Raw genomic sequence first — 20,892 nt, forward strand, 5'->3', positions numbered from 1 at the left:
GCTCTTTTTTGATTTTTTATTCATATTTAATGATTATATTTTCATTATCGCATTAAATAAGAGCAGGTGAGGGGTATGTCAGAACAATACGCAGCAGCAGAACAACACGCAGTTAATCGGCAGACTTTCGATCAAGTTATGTTGCCTATTTTTTCGCCGGCGGAATTTATTCCAGTTAAAGGTGAAGGTAGCCGTGTCTGGGATCAGCAAGGTAAAGAATATATTGATTTTGCTGGTGGGATCGCGGTTCTTGCTTTAGGGCATTGTCACCCTAGTTTGGTGGCTGCTGTGCGTGAACAAAGCGAAAAGCTATGGCATGTCAGTAATATTTTCACCAACGAGCAGGCGCTAAAGTTAGCACAAAAACTTACGAATGCGACATTTGCTGACCGTGCGTTTTTTGTGAATTCAGGCTCAGAAGCTAACGAAGCCGCGTTTAAATTAGCGCGTCGTTACGCTATCACCAAATATAACCCATATAAAACGAAGATTATTGCTTTCAAACAAGCCTTCCATGGGCGCACATTATTTACCGTTTCGGTGGGCGGGCAAGCGAAATATGCAGATGGTTTTGGGCCAAAGCCTGCGGATATTATTCATGTGCCTTTTAATGACCTGGATGCGGTCAAAGCGGTCATTGATGAAAATACCTGTGCTGTGGTGTTAGAGCCCGTACAAGGGGAAGGTGGTGTCACCCCTGCGACATCAGAATTCCTGCAAGGAGTTCGCAAGCTATGTGATGAAAATAATGCATTGTTGATTTTTGATGAAGTACAAAGCGGTATGGGGCGTACAGGTAAATTATTTTCTTATATGCATTACAACGTTGTGCCTGATATTTTAACCACGGCAAAAGCATTGGGTGGCGGTTTCCCTATCAGTGCAATGATTACTACTGAAGAAATTGCGAAAACGATGGAAGTGGGTTCGCATGGTACCACTTATGGCGGTAATCCATTAGCTTGTGCAGTAGGTAATGCGGCGTTTGATATTATTAATACAGAAGATGTATTAAATGGCGTTCAAAAGCGCCGTGAATTGTTTATTGCTCATTTGAATAAGCTTAACGATAAATACCACATTTTTTCTGAGATCAGAGGAATGGGGCTCTTAATTGGTGCTGAGCTTGACGGCAAACTATTGAACCGCTCGAAAGATATCCTGCAAGCCAGCGCAGTAGAAGGGCTGATGATGCTCAATGCAGGCACTAATGTTTTACGTTTTACGCCTTCGCTGATTATTTCGGAAGAAGAAATTAATAGCGGCATGGCGAAATTAGAAACGGCAATAGAGAAGTTACTGAGTTAATGATTAATTGAAAGTTGCAGAGGCATTAATGTCTCTGCAACTAGTTCCTTAAGCAAGCGGTTATTTATTATCCAAGAGGCTTAATTCAGATTGAAGGTGAGATATATGAGCTTCTTCTTTGACTATTTCTGTCATAAGGTTTTTTATATCTTCTAATGTTTTTTGTGGGTCTTGCAAGGTATACTCTAAGCTTTTAGCTTTTGGTATTTTATTTTTAGGGACTATTGTTTGTTCTTCTTTACTTTGCGATAATTTATATCCATTACTAATAAATTGTTTGCGAGCTTTTGATTTTTCGGTGTGGCGTATTTTGATATTAGGCTTTTTTTTTCTAATAATTGATTTTTCTTTCCGATCTAAATTATCTGTTATTTTAGATTTTGTGTGGTTTTCGGAGGTGGTTAAATTAACCACTGTTTCTTTCTTCTTGTTTTCTGAACTATACCCAGAATCGACAGAATTCTCTGAAACATAACCAGATAAATTAGAGTTTATACTTTCATTACTCGAATAAAAATTAATGCTTGAATTCTGATGGTTATCACTAAAAAATTCATTAAATATTGTTTTTGCATTTTCACTGATAATATCAGAGTCTGACTTATTTATTATGCGAGTTGCATCATCAATAATATCTTGTGAATACGCTTGTTTAACAAGTTCGCTACTCTCTGTATTTAGACTTTCATCTTGTGCTTTATACCAGTCAATACCATCATTGTCCCAAGCTAGTTGTTTATTTGTGGTAGATTCATTGAAATGATCTTCTAACGTGCTAATGGCTGATTCCATTTTATTAAAAATATTTCCGCACTCTTTATTTTTGTCAGGTGATGGTTCAGTAGAGTCTAGAGTATTGATATTATTTAATTGATTATTATCTTGAAATACTTCTTTATTCGAATCTTTAATTTTTTCGTGTTTTTTTATTAAATTTTGACTGGTTATAGTAGTTTTATCTATAATCTTAGCCTCGCCATTTTCAAATTTAACGCATAGTTCTTCCTTTTTATTTGTTTTAAAAACATCTCTGAACTTGCGAATACTTTTTTCATGAATGGATTTTATTTTATATTTAAAATTAGATAGCATACCTGCGGAACGGTTTAAATGAAAATCTACAAACGTTGAGGTTTCAACGTTGTTTTTTTTACTTGTTTGCATTGGTAAGTCTTCCTGAGTTTTATGGGTAATTGAATGGTCTTCTACTGGGGTAAAATTTTTTTCTATTTTTCTCGAATTTTTAAATATGAGGGGATAGCGAGAAACTAAGCTCTGATCTTGAGAACTAGGCATATTTTTAAAAAAATCAAGGCTAGTCTTGAAATCGATAGAGCGGATGTCAATATTTTTATTTTTTTGAGTTTCAAAAATAGTTTTATGCTTAGGATAAAATGTCTTATGAGTTGGCTGGGTATTAGGTAGCAAACTTCCTATATTTAATGAAGATACAAAGTTTTCACGTGGTGTCTTTTTTATCTGTTCTGTAGGTTGTTTCACTAATGTGGGGGAATTTACAGATGCTTGATTTGCATATTGTAAGTTTTCAAAAAAGGTTTTATTCTTAATAAAATCTTTTTTGTTATTTTCTAATTGTGGCGAAATAACTTGGTTTTTTGTGCTAGTAATAGTGCGCATATATAAAATCTCGGATGATTAATTATTAATTATTTTATATAAGTATATTTTAATTAATATCAAAAAACGCGAGTGTGCTAGAAAGTCAATAAAGGGGCCATAAGCAAAGAAATGAAAAACAGCGCTATATCATTGATATACCGCTGTTTACAATAATAGCCCAGCCAAAGGTGGCCAGGCTGAAAGGTTAATTAACGTGTGCCGTAAACCACAATTGTTTTACCATGTGCAGAGATCAGGTTTTGGTCTTCTAACATTTTCAAAATACGGCCAACTGTTTCACGGGAACAACCCACGATTTGGCCTATTTCCTGACGGGTAATTTTGATTTGCATACCGTCTGGATGTGTCATCGCATCAGGTTGTTTGGCTAAATTTAATAGAGTTTGAGCAATACGGCCTGTAACGTCTAAGAATGCGAGGTTACCGACTTTCTCAGATGTTGTTTGTAGGCGACTAGCCATTTGCGCAGAAAGGCGCATTAAAATATCAGGGTTAACCTGAATCAATTGACGGAATTTTTTATATGAAATTTCAGCAACTTCGCAGGCGATTTTTGCTCTAACCCACGCAGTACGTTCTTGCCCTTCTTCAAATAACCCAAGCTCACCAATGAAATCCCCCTGATTCAGGTAAGAGAGGATCATTTCTTTGCCTTCTTCATCTTTAATTAAAACAGCCACCGAACCTTTAACGATATAGTAAAGGGTTTCTGCTTTCTCACCCTGATGGATAAGAGTGCTCTTGGATGGATATTTATGAATATGGCAGTGTGACAAAAACCATTCAAGAGTAGGGTCTGTTTGTGGCTTGCCGAGAACCATTAGCGTTATCCTCTGTATGTTATTGCAGCCATTCGGAAAAACGTACTAGAAAGGCTGGCTTTAAAGTCACTAGCTTAGCATATTAATTTGCCTTATATACCTTTAAATAATCAAGGGGCTGATTACTTCAGCGTTTTTGATTGCTCTTGGTAACGCAAATTGATATCAACACTATAATATGATCAATTAAACTGTTGAGTTTTGATCTTAATCCTATCAACTAAGTATTGTTTGTAGCATATTCAATAAAGAAAGTCTTCCCTGTATCGCTTCAGCCAAATAAAGTTGATATAACATTCCTTATATCTATGGAACAATGTAGCCTTTAAACCGATTTCATTTCAAGGGGAAATACAATGGAAGCAAGAGTAAAGTGGGTTGAAGGGCTTTCTTTCTTAGGAGAGTCTGCGTCTGGGCACCAGGTGATGATGGATGGCAATGCGGGTGATAAAGCCCCAAGCCCAATGGAAATGGTGTTAATGGCAGCGGGGGGTTGTAGCGCAATTGATGTCGTTTCGATTTTGCAAAAGGGCCGCTACGATATTACGGATTGTGAAGTTAAATTAACCTCACAACGTCGTGAAGAAGCCCCTCGTTATTTTGTGAAAATCCATTTGCATTTTATTGTGACAGGGAATGAATTAACGGAAAAAGCAGTCGAACGTGCCGTTCAACTTTCTGCTGAGAAATATTGCTCAGTCGCATTGATGTTAGAGAAAACCGTTGAAGTCACACACAGCTTTGAAATAAAAAACTAAAAATAAATTTAATTTTTATTAATATATTTGAATTGAAAGATGCTTACCTTAATTAATGATAAGCATCTTATTTTTTAATCAAAAAATAATTTAACTGTTGTTCTTTTGATTAATTAGTTTTTCGACTATTGGTGCCATAATTAATTCCATTGCTAAACTGAGTTTCCCTCCTGGGACGACAATTGTATTCATTGCTGAAATAAAAGAGCCGGATATCATTGACAGCAAATAGGGGAAATCAATTTGCTCTAGCCCACGAAAGCGGATCACAATAAAGCTTTCGTCTTGTGATGGGATAGCTTTAGCCGAAAATGGGTTAGAGGTGTCTACCGTAGGAACGCGTTGAAAATTGATATGGGTGCGAGAAAATTGTGGCGTGATGTAATTAATATAGTCCCCCATTGAACGTACAACAGAGTCCATAACCGCTTCGCGGGAGTGCCCTCTCTCTGTGGTATCGCGGATCAATTTTTGGATCCATTCGAGGTTGACAATAGGGACAACACCTACAAGCAAATCAACATGTTGTGCAACATTATGTTCTGGAGTGACAACGCCACCATGCAGCCCCTCATAAAATAAAATATCTGTTTTGTCTGGTAGCGGCTCCCAAGGGGTAAATGTCCCAGGTTGCAAGCCATACGGTACCGCTTCATCATAAGTATGTAGATATTTACGGGACTGCCCACAACCTGTTTTTGCATAGTCGATTAAGGTTTGTTCAAGCAACGCAAAATCATTCGCTTCGGGGCCAAAGTAACTGATGTGCCGGCCTTGTTCTCTGGCTTTACGGATAGCCATATCCATTTCAGGGCGTGTATAGCGATGAAAGCTATCCCCTTCTAATGTTGCTGGTTGGATATTTAATTGGTGAAAAACTTTACGAAATGCTTGGCTAGTTGAGGTTGTGCCAGCTCCGCTCGAACCAGTGATAGCAATGATTGGGTGCTTTTTGGACATCGTGGACTCCCTGTGTTGCGCTTATAAGCACTATTTTAATCAATAGTGCATGAAGCGGATTAACGGGTGTTAGGGTTTTGAGTTTTATTTGATGGTTTTACGACATGATTGTGTTGGAAAACACGCAACTTTTTTATGACAAAAGATGACGTAAAAATGAACCATGGAATAAAAACATCATACAGAAAAACTTCCCTTAGGCATGAAATTAACCGATTCATGCAATTCAGACCAGACTAGCACAATTTCACCAGAAACTAACTGCCGTTTCACATCGTTGACCTTATCTTGTAAGCTTTTTTCATGGGAGCCGTAGTCGGTTCCTTCCCGTAAGACATAGCTTTCAATTAGGTTTTCCAATGTTTCAGGTTCAAGTTCTTGCCAAGGAATAATCACATTATTTCCTTATCTAAATAAGGCGTTAACCATTGAGGGATGCGTGTTTCTAACCACATTTGCGGTTTTCTCAAGGTACCGCTCACAAAGCCTACGTGCCCACCATGTTCTGTCATTTGGTATTCCACATTGTGGGGTAAAAATGATAAATCAGGAACAACCTCAGGCGCCATAAATGGGTCATCTTTAGCGTGGATAATCAATGTTGGCTTCGTGATGTAAGCTAATTTAGGTAATGCGCTGCATTTTTGATAATAATCTGTCGCATCATCAAAACCATGAATACGAGCAGTGATCACATCATCAAATTCACGGATGCGTTTTAGTTGTTTAAGCTGCAGCAAGTTTAAAGGTAGTGAGCCAGGGTAGCGTACCAATTTACGCGTTGCATTACGTTTTAAGCCATTTAGTAAATAGCGTTGATAGAATTGAGATATTCCTTTTTCCATCCGCAAAGAACAGGCTTCTAGCATTAATGGGGCCGAAACCACGACGCCCGCATCTAAATCTGCATTTTGCCCACTTTCTGCGAGATAGCACGCTAACATATTACCACCAAGAGAATAGCCGACTGCGGCCGTCGGCGTATCACCATAGGTTTGTTTTAACCAACGGAGAAAATAGCGAGCATCACTGGTTTCACCTGAATGGTAAATTCGCTGTTGGCGATTGGGTTCACCGCTACAACCGCGAAAATGCATAATTACACCCAACCAACCATGCTTTTGGGCCGTTTCTAGCATCCCGTGGGCATAAGGGCTCTTAAAATTGCCTTCGAGACCATGGAAGATCACTAAACGTGGCTTATGTGCCGCTAGCTCAGGTTTTTCACTCCAAGCGAGATCGATAAAATCGCCATCAGGCAATTCAAGCCGCTGCCATATTGGTTTGATTTTCGGTGTTCTACGGAAAATCCTTGGCAGTAATGTTTGGAGGTGTGGATTTTTAGCCCAACTTATTGGACGAAAGTTTTCTGACATAGCCTTGTTTTTATTTAATGGAGACTCTTGTGAGTCACATAACATACTGTTATTTTTTTGTGATGCAAGTAAACAAATTTGAGTTTGAGGCTAAATTATAAATGACATTGGGGCTGGTTTTTTCTCTTTTTACGTTTTTATTCATTGCTGCAGTCACTCCCGGCCCTAACAATATGTTGCTAACGTCAAGTGCAGCAAACTACGGTTTTCGCCATACAATAATATTATGCCTTGGTATTATGTTAGGGATGCAGTCAATACTCTATCTCTCCGCATTCGGGGTTGCTGCACTTTTATTGCTCTATCCTGCGCTTCATGTCGCCTTAAAATTCGCCGGAAGTCTATATTTGCTATGGCTAGCATGGAAAACAGCGACAGCAAATTATGCACCACTGAAGACGAATAGCGAAGTTGCGAAAAGCATTACTTGGTATCAAGGCGGCTTATTACAGTTTTTAAACCCCAAAGCATGGATGATGGGGCTAGGCGCTGTCGGGGGATTTAGCCTCCCCGGTGAATTATTTACCCAATCTATTTTAATGATGAGTATCGCATTTGTGATAGTTAACTTAGTGGCGGGTTTAATTTGGATGGGGTTTGGTTCATTAATTAGCCTATTTTTACGTAGCCGCCGTGCTTGGTTTATTTTTAACTGGGTGATGGGCTTATTAACTGCACTGTGCGTGCCGTTAATTTGGTTGGAATGATCTTTGTTGTACGTGCTAGAGACTTTATAAGAGTTCGATAGCTAATACATAAAATAAATTAAATATTTGTGGCTGATTTTATCTTAATAGGCTATATAATTAGGCTGAGATTAAGCCGTAAATAGAAGAAAGATTCTCTACTATTTGAAGGAATAAAGTAAATGCTTTCCGAAATTATAGAAAAGAATAAAAAAATAATTAAAGGTGAGGATATTGATTTAGTTGTTAAAAAATTATATTTATCCTCTCCGTCTGTAGGTTTCATGAACACAGATGACTCTACATATGTGATTTTAAATCAAATTAGTAATAAATTTTCAGTTCCCTTTAAACATATTTATGTTACAGGATCTGCTCATATAGGATTTAGTTTAAAGACATCTAATGAATATAGTAAAGGTTCATCTGACTTAGATATTGCTATAGTTGATGGCTTTCTTTTTGATAAAATTTTAAATGGCATAGTGGATGATACATTTAACTTTACTAAGAAGTCATCATTTAAGAGTTTTGAGGTATATAAGAGTTATATAAATAATGTAGCTAGAGGATTTATTCACCCATTGTATTTTCCATTCGGAAATACTAGAAAAAACTGGTTTGATTTCTTCAACGAACTAACTTTAGATCATAAAGAGAGTTATTCTAAGATATCAGCTTGCTTGTTCTCTTCTGAAGAAAGCTTTAAAAATAGGCAAAAGTATAGTATTAATTACTTTAAAGCTAACAATCATGAAAATAAGAGTATCTTAAATGAAAACGATTGATTATAAGATCAGGTCTGTACAACTACTAAATTATATGAATGATATTGAATCTGGTAGGCTGGTAACTAACCCGTTTTTCCAAAGGAATTTAGTCTGGAGGGATCTTCATAAACAGGAGTTTATAAAAACAATATTGCTAGGATACCCATTCCCGCATGTTTTTTTGTCTAAAGGTAAAATTGATTTAGACAAAAAAATAAGTATTGCTTCAATTGTTGATGGGCAGCAAAGAACTAATGCAATAATGGAGTTCATTTCAGGGAAACTATCTGTTAATAACAGAAAATTCTCTGAATTGACGGACGAGGAAAAACAAGACTTCTATAAATATGAAATACCCGTGATAGAATTGGATTTAACCAATGATGACCAAATTATTGCTGATATTTTTCAGAGAATCAATAGAACTTCGAATTCATTGACAATGATAGATAGAAAGTCATCAGAGTTTAGTGCTTCGGAGTTCATGCATTTTTCAGAGTTTATTTCAGGCCAGATGGACTTATCTTCTGCTGAAGATGATGAAGATGAGGAAATTACGAACATAAGAAATAATCCATATATAAAAGATAGCTTTAAAGACTGGGCTAAAGCGGTTGATAAAAACAAAAAAGCAAAAGAGTTTAGGCAGTTGATGACTAGCCAAAATCTATTCTCTATTAATGAAATTGCGAAAAAAACAAATCTTCAATATACATTGAATATTATATCAACCACGATTGGCGGTTTTTTCAATCGAAATGAATTATCATGGACATATGCTGAACAGTATAATGAGTCGTTTGATTTAAAAGATAAATTATTGGAAAGACTGGAAAAATCAGCTATTTTATTTAATAAACTGAAATTCAAAAAATCATCTCTATGGTATAGAAAGGCCAATTTTTTTAGCCTTTTTGTCTATTTTTGTAGAGTTATCAATAAGATTGATATTAATGATGACGGAAAGGTTAATGAAATAAAAATAATTATAGATTCAGTTGAATTATCTGATGATTATAAAAATGCAGCAAAAGAAGGTGTAAATAATAAAAAAGAAAGAGAGATCAGAGATATTGAAATTCAAAATATTTTTGAGAAAATCATAAATTAAGCTTAGTGTTTATTCCCCTACTAATCTATTAACAGATTGATAGGGGAGTTTGATTATGTAAACTTGATTAATCTAAATCGACGTTTTTAGTGCCGAAAAAGTAGGTAAAAATAAAACCGAATAAGTAGGAAACGAATAACCCGCCCACATAAACTAACATCCCTGGGAACACGCCATCAGCAGAGGTCATCATTGGGATAGCGACTAAGCCGGACGGGCCAAAGACAGTATTTAAACCAACGGGTAAACCCATCCAAGCCACGAGTCCAACAAAGAACCCCCCAGCAGCACCGCCTAAACATGCGGTGACAAACGGCTTCATCCGAGGAAGGGTTACACCGTAGATAAGTGGTTCACCGACACCTAAGAAACCTGGAATGATAGCTCCACGAATTTGGTTACGTAATACTGAATCTTTTGCGGCTTTAACGTACAACGCCATCGCTGCACCAACTTGCCCACCACCAGCCATTGCTAGGATAGGGAAAAGTGAGTTAAAGCCTTGGGTTTCAACGAGTGCCATATATACCGGAACAAAACCTTGGTGCACGCCAAACATTACTGCAATTAAGAATAGCCCAGCAAGTATAGCGGTTCCGAATGGGTTGCTGCTTAAATGAACAAAAAGCCACGACATACCAGAGAATAACCAACTGCCAATTGGCATGATGAAGATAAACACTGCAGCACCAACAATTAACAAGGTAATTGTTGAAGTTAAAATCATATCAAGGTTGGCTGGAATAATTTTACGGACTTGTTTTTCGACCCATGCCCCAAAAATACACGCAATTAATACCCCAATAATGTTACCTCTTGGGTCGATAGCCAACCCGAAGAAGCTATTCATATCAGAATAGAACCCCTTAGCTATTTCAGGGTTGTACCCAAGAACAAACAGTGAAGCAATGATGGCGCCATTTACTGCGCTACCGCCAAAGGCTTTTTGAGTGTTATAACCGATAAGAATACTTAGGAAGCTAAACAGCCCTTTGCTAAATACCGACATATACAGAATCGTATGTACGAGTAGGGTCTGCTCTTCAGGTTTTGTCGGGAGCCCTGCTGGAAAATAGGTTTGTTTCGCCAGAGTTGCAAAACCTAATAGTAAGCCCGCAGCAATAAAACCTGGAATTAGCGGAGTAAATATGGTGGCAAATTTGGATAAAAATCGGTGAACGGCACTGGTTTGTTTCTTTTTCAGTTGCTGCTTATTTGCGGATGCAATATCGTTCAGATCCTGAGGCTGGGCTGCTGCTTCGTGGTTATCCTCTTCATCACTATCTAAAAGTTGGTTCATCAAGTCCGCGGCAGTTTGCGCTTTACCTGGGCCAAGGATCACTTGCAGTTGTTCATCACTTTCAATAACGCCAAGCACTCCTGCAATTTGTTTGAGTGCAGCTTTATCGACTAGCTGGTCATTGTTGAGTGTGAGCCGCAAACGGGTCATACAATTGCCCGCTAATTTAATATTACGGCGTCCTCCAACGTGTTGCAGGATCTGCTGTATCATTTCTATTGTTATTTTAGCCATACTATTTATCCCATTGAAGTCCGCAAGTTAGGCGGATGAGGCCATATTGAGAGCCGTACGAATAAAACCGTTGTTATCTAAGAGTAGTTGACGTGCGTCATCGGCATTTAAACCCGATAACACCATTAAAATGGCAGTTTTGCAGTGCCGGTTACATTGTTGAAGGGCGGTCTCTGCGGTAGTTCGGTCGCAGTCGGTTGCTTCCATCACAATTTTAGTTTGTCTTTCAATGAGTTTGGCATTTGTTGCTTCGACATCGACCATTAAATTACCAAACACCTTTCCAATACGGATCATCGCCCCAGTGGTGATCATATTCAGCACTAATTTTTGTGCTGTTCCTGCTTTCATGCGTGAAGAACCGGTGACAACCTCTGCACCTACAATGGGAGTAATAGCAATATCTGCGGCATTGGCAATTGGGCTATTTGGGTTACAGCTAATGGCCGCTGTTGTTGCACCAACAGCCTTCGCGTAAGCTAAAGCGCCTAATACATAAGGCGTTCGCCCACTGGCTGCGATACCAACTAACACATCATTATCATTAAATTGAATATCTTTGAGGTCTTGTTCACCCAGTTCAGGCTTATCTTCTGCATTTTCTACGGCACGGAAAATAGCTTGATGGCCACCGGCGATTAAACCCACAACTTGTTCATGTGGCGTCCCATAAGTTGGCGGGCACTCACTGGCATCAAGGATCCCTAAACGGCCAGAGGTTCCTGCACCTGAATAAATCAGACGACCGCCTTTTAAAAAAGCCTCTGCGACTTTATCAACCAGTTGGGCAATTTCAGGGAGCACTTTTTCAACCGCTAACGGAACGAGCTTGTCCTCATCATTAATGACCTTCAGCATTTCAGCCGTTGATAGTTGGTCGATATTAGTACTGGCTGCATTGCGGCTTTCAGTTACCATTTTGCTTAAGTCGATAGTCATAAAAATTGCTCCTAAATCAGTTATTGGGCTAATATAAGGAATTATTTATTCCTTATATGTGATTAACATCACGGTGCTATCTATTCTAACTTGTGAATATACAAGAATATTTTGTGATTAATTTTATAAGCTAAAGTCACGACTCTTTGAATTATAAGTATTATTCATCAGGTATCAGTGGCTTGATTGAGGAATAATTTATTATTATTTTTTTATCTATAGGTCTGGCTATTACAATTATTATTAGAGGTCACCATGACATTATTGGACATCATTACCTACTCACTACCGCGATTAGCGGAAAACCAACGCAAAATTGCCCAATTTATCCTTGAAAATCCCGAAAATGTACTAAATTTGTCGTCTCAGCAATTAGCGGAAATTTTAGATGTTAGCCAATCAGCCATCGTTAAGTTTAGTCAGAAAGTTGGCGTAAAGGGGTATCCCGCCTTGAAACTTGCACTTAGCGAGATTATTGGGCGCCAACAACTCAAAGATGGAGCGCCTCATTCTGCTCTACATAACCGTATTGCGCCTGATGATAACTTGATGGTTGTTGCTCAGAAACTAGCAATGGAAAAAAATCACTCCATTACAGAAACAACAAAATTGATTGATTTCAAGCAGTTTGAACGCATTGTTGAGCGAATAGACCAATCACAGCGAGTACAGATTGTCGGGATTGGTGGGTCAGGTTTAACCGCAAAAGACCTCAGTTACAAATTACAAAAAATTGGTATCACAACACTTGTGGAGTCAGACCACCATGTGCAAATTGCTGCGGCGCTGACTCTCAATACTCATGATGTACAAATCGTTATTTCTTTTACAGGAAGACGTAAAGACATGCTAACAGCAGCGAATATTGCGCGTAAGCAAGGGGCATGCGTCATCGCGATTACTCGTGATTGTGATTCCCCCTTGGGGCAACTTGCTGATTATGTTCTTGAAAGTATCGCGGAGGAAGATGAATGGCGTAGTTCATCAATTTCTTCAAGAACCGCACAAAATACGCTAACAGACTTGATCTTTATGGCGTTATTACAACGAAGAGAAGCGAAAGCGAAGTCGTTGGTTATGAATGCAAGAGTAGTAATTAATAAATTAGATGAATAGCTGGCGGCTTGAATTCTCATCGATAACTTTGCAATAAAACCTTATTTACGTTAAGACTAATATTATAAGTATTTTGATTTTAAAAAGTTAAAAGGGAGTTATTGATGAGAGCACTCATAGTTTATACGGAATTAACTGATGACGACTCCGTTATTAGCCATGCCGTAGCAAGACTCGCCAGTGAACTTAACGATGAGCACGTAGAAACCGTGATCATTCGTAATTTTGAAGATGGAATGGCATACATTCGGTCAAATACCAGCATTGACTGCTTGTTATATGGCCGTGATATGTCAGACAAGCAAGAACAAACTCAGGCACATCAGTTAATTACCCAACTTCACCGTAGGCAAGAAGATGTCCCCGTATTTTTATTAAGTGATCGTGAAGAAGCTTTGACGGCATTCGACCGCAAAATGATGGAACAAGTCGATGAATTTGCATGGATTTTAGAAGACTCCGCAGATTTTATTGCAGGTCGTGTCCTTGCCGCGATCATCCGCTACCGCGCCAATTTACTGCCCCCTTTGATGAAAAGTTTGATTAAATACAGTGATGTACATGAATATTCATGGGCAGCACCGGGGCATCAAGGTGGTGTTGGGTTCACCAAAACTCCCGCAGGTCGCATTTATCATGATTTCTTTGGTGAAAACTTATTTCGGACGGATATCGGTATTGAGCGGGTTGCTGTGGGTTCACTGTTAGACCATACCGGCGCATTTGGTGAGTGTGAAAGGAATGCTGCGCGTATATTTGGTGCTGACCAATCTTACTCCGTGGTTGTGGGAACATCGGGTTCGAACCGAACGATTATGCAAGCTTGTATGACAGATAATGATGTTGTTGTGATTGACCGTAACTGCCACAAATCTATTGAGCAAGGTTTGATCTTAACAGGGGCAAAACCGGTTTATATGACACCAAGCCGTAATCGTTATGGCATCATTGGCCCGATTTATCCTCAAGAAATGACACCCGAAGCGATTACTGAAAAAATCGCTAAAAATCCATTAACTTCGGATAAAATAGGCAAACGTCCTGCATATAGCGTCGTAACCAACTGTACTTACGATGGCGTGTGCTATCACGCACGTAAAGTACAGGATTTGCTGGATGAATCATTGGATAGAATCCATTTTGATGAGGCATGGTACGGCTACGCACGCTTTAACCCTATCTATCGCGACCACTTTGCGATGCGTGATGACCCTAGAAAAGACGATGAGCCCACCGTTTTTGCAACTCACTCTACGCACAAATTATTGAATGCACTTTCACAAGCTTCATTTATCCACATTCGAAATGGCCGTAATGCGATTGATTTTAATCGTTTTAACCAAGCCTATCATATGCATGCGACTACTTCGCCGCTATATGCAATTTGTGCCTCAAATGATATTGCCGCAGACATGATGGACGGTAATAGTGGGCGTTCACTCACTGATGAAGTCATCCGTGAAGCTATCGACTTCCGTCAATCACTGGGCTACCTATACAAAGAATTTATCAATGACGATGAGTGGTTTTTCAAACCATGGAATCAAGAAATGGTGAAAGACCCAGCAACAGGCAAGCGCTATGCTTTTGAAGATGCGCCTGTTGAGCTGTTGATGAAAGAGCAAAGCTGCTGGGTGATGAACCCTGAAGATAAATGGCATGGTTTTAAAGATATCCCTGAAAATTGGGCGATGCTTGACCCGATTAAGGTGAGTATTTTGTCGCCGGGAATGGGAGATGACGGTAAATTACTGGATAGCGGCGTCCCAGCCGCGTTAGTCACGGCATGGTTAAACCACTATGGTATTGTACCAACCCGCACGACTGATTTCCAAATTATGTTCTTGTTTTCTATGGGGATCACAAAAGGAAAATGGGGAACCCTGGTCAATGCGTTGCTGTCGTTTAAGCGCCATTATGACAACAATACGGCACTGAAAAAAGTATTACCTGAAGTGGTTGAAGCGTCTCCTGAGATCTATGGCGAGATGGGGCTACGTGATTTAGGCAATAAAATGTTTGTGTATCTACAAAAAAATAACCCAGGTGGCCAGTTAAATCAGGCTTATGAGCAACTCCCCGCCGTGATGATGAGCCCACGCGATGCCTATCAAGAAATTGTTGCTAACCGCGTTGAGGCGATTCCTTTAGATAAACTAGCCGGACGTATTGCCGCTAACTCGATTATTCCCTATCCACCGGGTATTCCTATGTTGTTATCAGGTGAAAGTTTTGGCGATAAAAATAGCCCGCATATCGGCTATTTGCATAGTCTTCAAGCGTGGGATAGCGAATTTCCGGGTTTTGAACATGAAACCGAAGGTACTGAAATTATTGATGGCCAGTATTATGTGATGTGTGTGAAAGAATAAGATTCAGTAATGATAAAAACGAAAAGCTATCAAAAGATAGCTTTTCGTGATTTTAATGGATTGTGATGTTTTATAACGAATTAATTTAATTCAAATTCACTGGTCATGGTTTCTAACTGCTCTTGCAGTTCCATCCACTCCATTTCCACATCTTCAAGCGCTGCTTTGTGTTCAGTTTGTTTTTTCAAACATTCCGTCAATTCGGCTTTTTTATCTTGTTCGTAAATGGTGGCATCAGAAAGTTTTGCTTCTAGCTCATTTAGGGCATTCGAGTGCTTATCCATTTGCTTTTCCAATTCCGTGATTTTTTTGCGGATCGGTTGAGTCAGTTGGCGGAACTCCGCTTCACGACGTTTTTGGTCTTTTCTATCTTGTGCCGTCACCGTTGCAGCGGCTGCTGGCTTGTCTTTTTCTTGTTGATCACGCGCTTGCTGTAATTCGAGCTTATTTTGCTCTGCCAGCCATTGTTGGTAATCTTCTAAATCACCATCAAATTGCTCTACAGAACCGCCGTGGACCAAATACAGTTCATCGGTAGTGGTGCGCAGTAAATGCCTATCATGGGAAACGACAACTAAAGCACCTTCGAAGGCCATTAAGGCTTCAGTAAGTGCTTGCCGCATATCTAAGTCCAAGTGGTTGGTTGGTTCATCGAGCAACAGTAAATTAGGGCGTTGCCAAACAATTAACGCGAGTACTAAGCGCGCTTTTTCCCCACCAGAAAAACGACCGCTTGGGTCAGTAACTTGGTCGCCTTTAAAACCGAAGCCCCCTAAATAGTCACGTAATTGTTGCTCAGTTTGTTCAGGCGCAAGGCGAACTAGATGCTGTAGAGGCGATTCTTCAGGGTGCAAGTACTCTAATTGGTGCTGGGCGAAATAACCAAGTTTGATACCTTTTGCGAGGGAAATTTCCCCCTGTAACGGTGGCAAATCGCCCGCTAACATCTTAATTAATGTGGATTTACCTGCACCATTTCGGCCTAATAATCCAATACGTGAGCCTGGTACTAAGTTCAGCTTGATGGATTGTAAGATGACTTTTTCACCATAGCCTGCGCTGACTTTTTCCATTTTTAATAATGGATTCGGTAAGCTTTCTGGTTTACGGAATGAAAAATGGAATGGGTTATCCACATGAGCTGGGGCAACCATTTCCATTCTTTCAAGCATCTTAATGCGGCTTTGTGCTTGTTTAGCTTTGGTGGCTTGCACTCTAAAACGGTCAATATAACTTTGTAAATGTGCAGCTTTAGCCTGCTGGCTTTCATACAGTGCTTGTTGCTGAGCCAGTTTTGTTGCGCGCTGACGTTCAAATGACGAATAGTTACCCGTGTATTCGAACATGGTTTCTTGTTCGATATGCAACACTTTATCAATAATCGGGTCGAGGAAGTCCCTATCATGGGAAATCAAAATCAGGGTGCCTTGGTAGCTTTTTAACCATTTTTCTAACCAAATCACTGCATCTAAATCAAGGTGGTTGGTCGGTTCATCAAGTAGCAATAAATCTGAACGACATAACAAGGCCTGTGCTAAGTTCAAACGCATCCGCCATCCACCAGAAAATGATTTTACAGGGGAGTCTAGCTGTGCTTGGCTGAAACCTAAACCATGTAGCAAACTGGATGCGCGAGAACGGATAGTCCATGCATCAATGGCATCAAGTTGCCCATGTACGACAGCAATGGCATGGCCATCATTTTTTTCATTGGCTTGCTGAAGTTTTTGTTCTAAGGCTCGGAACTCGCGATCACCATCAATCACATACTCAAGAGCGGGCACATCAAGGGCGGGGGTTTCTTGGTTCACCCATGCCATGGACCAATTGCTTGGAAAGGTTGCAGAACCCGCTTCAGCTTGTAATTCGCCTTTTAATAACGCAAGAAGTGTCGATTTACCGCAGCCGTTTTTACCCACTAAACCAACTTTTTGGCCGGGGTTAATAGTCGCAGTGGCATTGTCCAGTAGGACACGAACACCTCGGCGAATTTGGAGTGAAGAGAAAACAATCATAGCAACCGTCTATTAAAAATATGTTAGATTATCAACGTATATACTCTAAATAATTTACGGTGCTGTTAGGTGACTAGTGCGAATGCGCGTAGTCAACAACACAGCAACGTGAAGTATGACGAGTATAGCAGGCAGCATGGTAACGGAAAATGTTCCGTCTGACACGCCTTTGAGGAGGGAAAGATGTCAAATACACCGAAAGTGCTGGTGGTCTACGCTCACCCGGACCCCGACGAATCGATGGCTAATAAGGCATTATTGGAGGCAGTGCGTGATTTTGACCATGTGACTGTACACGATTTATACGCAATTTACCCAGATTATTTTATTGATGTAACCGCGGAACAAAAATTACTGTGCCAGCACGATATCATTGTTTTTCAACATCCTCTCTATACATATAGTTGCCCTGCGTTGCTGAAAGAGTGGTTTGACCGCGTGTTAACTCGCCGTTTTGCGACCGATGTAGGGTACCAAAAATTAAAAGGCAAATACTGGCGTTCTGTGATTACCACAGGCGAGCCTGTTCACGCTTACCAATATGATGGATATAACCATTATCCACTTACAGAAATACTTCGCCCATTTGAATTGACCGCATTAATGTGTGATATGCAGTGGTTGGAACCAACCATTATTTATGCAGCACGTCGGCAGCCTAAAGAACGATTTGAACAGATTATTGATGACTACCGTCAATGGATGCAACAGCCGCTAGGTGCGGGAGGGTTATCCTAATGTCAGAACTAGGGCTATTTGAATCCGTTATCATCTTCCTCTGCGCAGGGGTAGTCATGGTACCTATTGCACAAAAAATCCGCTTAGGTGCTGTACTGGGGTATTTGCTTGCCGGGATCATGATTGGGCCATTTGTTTTTGGCTTTATTCGTAATGTTGATGATATTTTGCACTTCTCCGAAATGGGAGTGGTGTTCCTGATGTTTCTCATCGGGTTAGAGCTAAAACCTTCTAAATTATGGGAGCTTAGGCGCTCGATTTTCGGTGTAGGTACGCTTCAAGTGGTTGTCACTGCGGCTATCATGGCGTCACTGTTGTTTTTAGCCAAATTTTCTTGGCAAGCTGCCATTGTTGGTGGATTAGGAATGGCGATGTCATCAACGGCAATGGCACTTCAGTTGATGAACGAAAAAGGGATGTCCAACAAAGAAAGCGGGCAACTCGGTTTTTCTGTTTTGTTATTCCAAGATATGGCCGTGATCCCAATTATGGCGCTGATCCCATTGCTAGCCGGGGACTCAGCAACCAGTGATTGGCAAAAAATTGGCTTGAAGATAGTGGCGTTCGCAGGTTTATGGGTAGTTGGCCGCTATTTATTACGGCCGATGTTCAGGCTTGCCGCTAAATCTGGCGTTCATGAAATTTTTACGGCTGCAGCGCTGTTGGTGGTATTAGGTTCCGCACTCATTATGGAAAGCCTTGGGTTTTCTATGGCTCTGGGAACCTTTATGGCAGGGGTCATGTTAGCGGAAACAGAGTTCCGCCATGAGCTGGAAATTAATATCGAACCGTTTAAAGGTCTGCTACTGGGGCTATTTTTTATCTCAGTAGGTATGTCATTGAATTTAGATGTGTTGTGGGCTTATTTACCACAAGTATTGATTGCTGTTGCGGTATTAGTCGCAGTCAAAGCGTTAGTGCTTTACGGACTGAGTTTAGCCGCTAGGCTTCGAAATGGAGCAAGAGCTCAATTTTCCGGGGTGCTTAGCCAAGGTGGTGAATTTGCTTTTGTGATCTATGCAACTGCTTTTGGTGCAAGTGTGATAAATGAACGGCAGATGGACTTATTACTGGTAGTTGTCACACTTTCGATGATGACTACTCCACTTGTGATGCAGTTGATAGATGCCTATTTAAACTACCGTTATAATCAACAACCAGCCTCGAGTGAAAAACCATTTGTAGAAGACAATGACCCACATGTTATTTTGGTCGGTTTTGGTCGCATGGGGCAAGTGGTTGGCCGCTTATTAATGGCGAATAAGGTTAAAATTACAGTACTAGAACAAGATGTTACAGCGATTAGTACCATGCGCCGCTACGGCTATACGGTCTATTACGGTGATGCACGTGAACTGCAATTATTGCGCTCAGCAGGAGCCGATAAAGCAAAATCTATCGTCATCACCAGTGATGTGCCTGAAGAAGTGATGGAAATTGTGCAAATTTGCCAAGAAAATTTCCCTAACTTACATATTATTGCACGTGCTAAAGGTCGCCTTGAGGCCCATGAGCTATTACAAAGTGGAGTGACTGATTTTAGCCGTGAAACATTCTCGAGCGCACTTGAATTAGGAAGCAAAGCGCTTGTTAGCACAGGGATGCATCCTCATAAAGCTTATCGCGCGAAGCAGCATTTTCGCCGTTTAGACATGAAAATGCTTAGAGATATTTACCCAGAGAATGAAAATAGTGACAGCGGGCAAATTTCACGCATTAAAGAGGCACGTCGTGAACTTAATGAACTCTTTGAGAAAGAAATGCAAAGAGAACATCGGCAGCCTCATAGCTGGAATAATGAACAATAAGGGTTAGAAATGGCTTCAACACGTAAACGCTTTATTGCCGGGGCGACGTGCCCTAAGTGCAAGTCACAAGACACATTAATGATGTGGCGTGAAGATAAAATTGATGTTGTCGAGTGTGTCAATTGTGGCGATCAGCAACGCCAAGCAGGGGATGAAGCAACGGGACATGTTAGGCAAAAAGAGCAGGTTATTGGAATTTTTACACCTGAATAATAGAAATTTGTCAATTCTCAATACATCACTATAGTTTTTCGGTACAATTGGCAAAAATTTTTCCCTTACGGGTAGTAGGAGATGTCATGAAAGTAGCAAAAGACTTGGTGGTCAGCTTGGCTTATCAAGTAAGAACAGAAGACGGTGTTTTAGTTGATGAGTCGCCAGCAAGCGCGCCAATGGACTATTTGCATGGTCGTGGGTCTTTAATTTCAGGTTTAGAAAAAGCATTAGAAGGTCGCTCTGTCGGCGAAAACTTCGATGTTGAAGTCGCTTCAGACGATGCATATGGCCAATACGATGACAACTTAGTTCAACGTGTTCCTAAAGATGTATTTATGGGCGTTGACGAGCTAGAAGTCGGCATGCGTTTCTTAGCTGACACTGACATGGGCCCAGTTCCTGTTGAAATTACAGGTATCGAAGGTGATGAAGTTATCGTTGACGGTAACCACATGTTAGCAGGTCAAAACCTGAAATTTAATGTTGAAATCATGGCTATCCGTGAAGCAACAGAAGAAGAAATCGCACATGGCCACGTCCATGGTGCAGGTGGTCACGACCATGACCACGACCATGAAGGTGGTTGCTGTGGCGGTGGCGGTCATAACCACGGTTCAGAAGGCGGTTGCTGCGGTGGCGGTGAAGGTCACGGACACGGTCACAAACAAGGCGGCTGCGGCTGCCACTAATACTTCGTATTAGTGTTTGTAAAAAAAAGGAAGC

General features: G+C 40.3%; 19 protein-coding genes. 11 read left to right on the plus strand and 8 right to left on the minus strand.

The window, feature by feature from the left end; genetic code table 11:
* Positions 1-75 precede the first annotated feature (75 nt).
* A complete protein-coding gene (locus tag M1F17_RS01420) occupies positions 76-1,308 on the plus strand; it encodes an aspartate aminotransferase family protein (RefSeq protein ID WP_094960785.1) in 1,233 nt (410 codons plus the stop codon).
* Positions 1,309-1,368: 60 nt separating this feature from the next.
* On the opposite strand, the gene M1F17_RS01425 is transcribed toward M1F17_RS01420, so the two are convergent.
* Positions 1,369-2,946: a hypothetical protein gene (locus tag M1F17_RS01425; protein ID WP_318837192.1), complete on the minus strand. Its 1,578-nt coding sequence runs from the start codon at positions 2,944-2,946 to the stop codon at positions 1,369-1,371.
* 191 nt (positions 2,947-3,137) lie between these two features.
* Complete coding sequence (gene crp, locus M1F17_RS01430) at positions 3,138-3,770, minus strand: cAMP-activated global transcriptional regulator CRP (protein ID WP_004262556.1); 633 nt, start codon at positions 3,768-3,770, stop codon at positions 3,138-3,140.
* 356 nt (positions 3,771-4,126) lie between these two features.
* Here crp and M1F17_RS01435 point away from each other — a divergent pair, with 356 nt between their 5' ends.
* Positions 4,127-4,528 carry an OsmC family protein gene (locus M1F17_RS01435; protein WP_004262554.1) on the plus strand — a complete coding sequence of 134 codons (402 nt, stop codon included), beginning with the start codon at positions 4,127-4,129 and terminating at the stop codon, positions 4,526-4,528.
* A gap of 90 nt (positions 4,529-4,618) precedes the next feature.
* On the opposite strand, the gene M1F17_RS01440 is transcribed toward M1F17_RS01435, so the two are convergent.
* From M1F17_RS01440 to M1F17_RS01450, 3 genes are all read right to left on the minus strand, one after another.
* Positions 4,619-5,488, minus strand: coding sequence for a phosphoribulokinase (locus M1F17_RS01440; protein ID WP_096863570.1), 870 nt, complete (start codon positions 5,486-5,488; stop codon positions 4,619-4,621).
* A 177-nt stretch (positions 5,489-5,665) separates the two neighbouring features.
* Entirely contained in the window at positions 5,666-5,884 is a 219-nt protein-coding gene (locus M1F17_RS01445; protein ID WP_004262551.1) for a YheU family protein, read from the minus strand.
* Entirely contained in the window at positions 5,881-6,864 is a 984-nt protein-coding gene (locus M1F17_RS01450) for a hydrolase (protein WP_036958590.1), read from the minus strand. The genes M1F17_RS01445 and M1F17_RS01450 overlap by 4 nt, the downstream gene beginning before the upstream one ends.
* A gap of 101 nt (positions 6,865-6,965) precedes the next feature.
* Between M1F17_RS01450 and M1F17_RS01455 the strand changes: the two genes are divergently transcribed.
* The 3 genes from M1F17_RS01455 (at position 6,966) to M1F17_RS01465 (ending at position 9,431) form a co-directional block, all read left to right on the plus strand.
* Positions 6,966-7,571: a LysE family translocator gene (locus M1F17_RS01455; RefSeq protein ID WP_094960782.1), complete on the plus strand. Its 606-nt coding sequence runs from the start codon at positions 6,966-6,968 to the stop codon at positions 7,569-7,571.
* A 161-nt stretch (positions 7,572-7,732) separates the two neighbouring features.
* Complete coding sequence (locus M1F17_RS01460) at positions 7,733-8,338, plus strand: hypothetical protein (protein ID WP_094960781.1); 606 nt, start codon at positions 7,733-7,735, stop codon at positions 8,336-8,338.
* Positions 8,325-9,431 carry a DUF262 domain-containing protein gene (locus M1F17_RS01465; RefSeq protein WP_094960780.1) on the plus strand — a complete coding sequence of 369 codons (1,107 nt, stop codon included), beginning with the start codon at positions 8,325-8,327 and terminating at the stop codon, positions 9,429-9,431. The genes M1F17_RS01460 and M1F17_RS01465 overlap by 14 nt, the downstream gene beginning before the upstream one ends.
* 67 nt (positions 9,432-9,498) lie before the next feature.
* On the opposite strand, the gene murP is transcribed toward M1F17_RS01465, so the two are convergent.
* Positions 9,499-10,965: a PTS N-acetylmuramic acid transporter subunit IIBC gene (gene murP / locus M1F17_RS01470; protein WP_004262534.1), complete on the minus strand. Its 1,467-nt coding sequence runs from the start codon at positions 10,963-10,965 to the stop codon at positions 9,499-9,501.
* A 27-nt stretch (positions 10,966-10,992) separates the two neighbouring features.
* Entirely contained in the window at positions 10,993-11,904 is a 912-nt protein-coding gene (gene murQ / locus M1F17_RS01475; RefSeq protein ID WP_004262531.1) for an N-acetylmuramic acid 6-phosphate etherase, read from the minus strand.
* A 255-nt stretch (positions 11,905-12,159) separates the two neighbouring features.
* On the opposite strand from murQ, the gene M1F17_RS01480 reads away from it, so the two are divergent.
* Both M1F17_RS01480 and adiA read left to right on the plus strand, forming a co-directional pair.
* Positions 12,160-13,020 (plus strand): MurR/RpiR family transcriptional regulator, encoded by an 861-nt coding sequence (locus M1F17_RS01480; protein WP_004262528.1) that lies wholly within the window; start codon positions 12,160-12,162, stop codon positions 13,018-13,020.
* A gap of 104 nt (positions 13,021-13,124) precedes the next feature.
* The gene (gene adiA / locus M1F17_RS01485; protein WP_094960779.1) at positions 13,125-15,392 is read left to right on the plus strand and encodes an arginine decarboxylase; all 2,268 of its coding nucleotides are present in this window, start codon (positions 13,125-13,127) and stop codon (positions 15,390-15,392) included.
* Between the two features lie 80 nt (positions 15,393-15,472).
* On the opposite strand, the gene M1F17_RS01490 is transcribed toward adiA, so the two are convergent.
* Complete coding sequence (locus M1F17_RS01490; RefSeq protein WP_094960778.1) at positions 15,473-17,407, minus strand: ABC transporter ATP-binding protein; 1,935 nt, start codon at positions 17,405-17,407, stop codon at positions 15,473-15,475.
* 183 nt (positions 17,408-17,590) lie between these two features.
* On the opposite strand from M1F17_RS01490, the gene kefG reads away from it, so the two are divergent.
* From kefG to slyD, 4 genes are all read left to right on the plus strand, one after another.
* Positions 17,591-18,145, plus strand: a complete 555-nt coding sequence (kefG, locus tag M1F17_RS01495; RefSeq protein WP_136135504.1) for a glutathione-regulated potassium-efflux system ancillary protein KefG — start codon at positions 17,591-17,593, stop codon at positions 18,143-18,145.
* Positions 18,145-19,953: a glutathione-regulated potassium-efflux system protein KefB gene (gene kefB, locus M1F17_RS01500; RefSeq protein ID WP_004262513.1), complete on the plus strand. Its 1,809-nt coding sequence runs from the start codon at positions 18,145-18,147 to the stop codon at positions 19,951-19,953. The genes kefG and kefB overlap by 1 nt, the downstream gene beginning before the upstream one ends.
* Positions 19,954-19,962: 9 nt before the next feature.
* Positions 19,963-20,166 carry a YheV family putative zinc ribbon protein gene (locus M1F17_RS01505; RefSeq protein WP_004262510.1) on the plus strand — a complete coding sequence of 68 codons (204 nt, stop codon included), beginning with the start codon at positions 19,963-19,965 and terminating at the stop codon, positions 20,164-20,166.
* A gap of 86 nt (positions 20,167-20,252) precedes the next feature.
* The gene (gene slyD, locus M1F17_RS01510) at positions 20,253-20,858 is read left to right on the plus strand and encodes a peptidylprolyl isomerase (RefSeq protein ID WP_181488835.1); all 606 of its coding nucleotides are present in this window, start codon (positions 20,253-20,255) and stop codon (positions 20,856-20,858) included.
* The last annotated feature ends 34 nt before the right edge of the window (positions 20,859-20,892 follow it).

This window comes from Providencia sp. PROV073, from assembly GCF_033688125.1.
GTDB lineage: Bacteria > Pseudomonadota > Gammaproteobacteria > Enterobacterales > Enterobacteriaceae > Providencia > Providencia hangzhouensis.